This window comes from Azospirillum formosense, from assembly GCF_013340925.1.
GTDB classification, from domain to species: Bacteria; Pseudomonadota; Alphaproteobacteria; order Azospirillales; family Azospirillaceae; genus Azospirillum; species Azospirillum formosense.
On the sequence record NZ_WHOR01000471.1, the window covers coordinates 1 to 1791 of the forward strand.

Annotated in this window: 3 protein-coding genes; 1 reads left to right on the top strand and 2 read right to left on the bottom strand. The window is 64.7% G+C overall.

Annotated features, from left to right (window positions below):
* A partial coding sequence (locus tag GBZ26_RS29095; RefSeq protein WP_174441757.1) for a GntR family transcriptional regulator occupies positions 1-270 on the bottom strand: 270 nt, incomplete at its 3' end.
* A gap of 523 nt (positions 271-793) precedes the next feature.
* Between GBZ26_RS29095 and GBZ26_RS29100 the strand changes: the two genes are divergently transcribed.
* Positions 794-1495, top strand: coding sequence for a CBS domain-containing protein (locus GBZ26_RS29100; RefSeq protein WP_174441758.1), 702 nt, complete (start codon positions 794-796; stop codon positions 1493-1495).
* A gap of 75 nt (positions 1496-1570) precedes the next feature.
* Here GBZ26_RS29100 and GBZ26_RS29105 read toward each other — a convergent pair.
* A partial coding sequence (locus tag GBZ26_RS29105; protein WP_174441759.1) for an NAD(P)(+) transhydrogenase (Re/Si-specific) subunit beta occupies positions 1571-1791 on the bottom strand: 221 nt, incomplete at its 5' end.

The following is a 1791-nucleotide window of genomic DNA, read 5'->3' on the forward strand; positions in this document are numbered from 1 at the left end:
GATCACCGCCTTGGTCTTGCGCACGACGAAGATGCCGCGCCGGGGCATGGAGCGGATGAAGCCCTCCTGCTCCAGCAGCGCCATGGCCTCGCGCACCGGGGTGCGGCTGACGCCCAGCGCCTCGCAGAGCTGGCGCTCGTCGAGGCGGATCTCGCTCGGCCCGCCGTAGATGTCCATCTGGGTGATGGCCTGGCGCAGCGACTGGTAGGCCTTTGCCTTGAAGCTCATCCCCTGATCCAGCGGGGCGACCGAGAAACTCATCGTCTGCATGGCTGTTCCCGTCCCTCTCTCTCCGCCCCCGGAATGATCCGGGGTTTCCCCGGTTGACGGGGTTCGGGCCGCGCTTTCATTGCCCCGGAGAGGGAAGCGGCTTGGATTGGTGATACGGTATACCAGATGCCAGTTCATGACAAGCGGATATGTTCGGATCGCGGACTGTTTCTTCGATGAACGACGGAGCGTGGATTTCCGCACCCCAGCCCGGCAATTCTGCGCCCTCGGGGCGTAATTGGCATACCGTATACGGTATCCACATGCCGCATGACTGGTATACCGAATCCACTGTGGTTGAGGCCGATCGCTGGGGGTACAAACGTCCTTGGAACTACACGCATTCCTCCCTGTAGATTCCCCCACCTGACGGCTCCGCGGCTTCCTGCCAGCGGAGCCCTCTTTTTTCCGCCCGCCAAATCGGCCTGCGGCAAATTGGTATACCGTACACCAGACAGTTTCACCTTACTCCGTGTATGTGTAAATTTGCCGGGTCAACGAATCAGGCAAACGGAGGAAGGCCATGAAAGCAGCGGACATCATGACCCGTCAGGTGATCACCATCGGTCCCGACGCCACGGTGACCGAAGCCGCGAAGCGCATGCTGGAGAATCGGATCAGCGGCCTGCCCGTCTGCGATTCGAACGGGCGCCTGCTCGGCGTCATCAGCGAGGGCGACCTGCTGCGCCGGACGGAGACCGGCACGGTGCGCCGGGCCTCCTGGTGGCTCGCCATGCTCGCGGGCGCGCCGAACCAAGCCGCTGACTACACCAAGTCCCATGGCCGCCATGTGCGCGACGCGATGACGGAGTCGCTGATCTCCGTCACCGAGGAGACCCCGCTCGACGAGGTGGTCCGCCTGATGGAGGGCAACCGCATCAAGCGCGTTCCGGTGCTGAACAACGGCAAGCTGGTCGGCATCGTCAGCCGCGCCAACCTGCTGCACGTCCTGGCCAGCATCGCCCCGGACGTCTCGCCCGCCGCGGCGGACGACCGCGTCCTGCGCGACCGGCTTCTGGAGACATTGCGGGCGCAGCCCTGGGCGCCGGAGATCAGCGACAACATCGTCGTGCGCAACGGCGTCGTCCATCTCTGGGGCAGCGTGCGCACCGAGGCGCAGCGCGACGCCCTGCGGGTCGCCGCCGAGAACACCCCCGGCGTCACCCGCGTGGAGAATCACCTGACCATCATCGACCACGTCGCCGAGGGCGCGGTCGGATTCTGATCCGGCTGCCGGCGCGGCAACAAAAAAGCCCCTTCCCGGTTCGTCCGGGAAGGGGCTTTTCCTTTCGGCAGACCTTTACTCGGTGGCCTTCACGACCTCTTCGGTAACCTTCTTGGCGTCGCCGAACAGCATCATGGTGTTGGGGCGGAAGAACAGCTCGTTCTCCACGCCGGCGTAGCCGGCGGCCATGCCGCGCTTGATGAAGAACACCGTCTTGGCCTTCTCGACGTCGAGGATCGGCATGCCGTAGATCGGCGACTGCGGATCGGTCTTGGCCGCCGGGTTGGTCACGTCGT

Coding starts and splice junctions, on each gene's coding strand:
- GBZ26_RS29100 (WP_174441758.1), top strand. CDS start 794: ATGAAAGCAGCGGACATCATGACCCGTCAGGTGATCACCATCGGTCCC.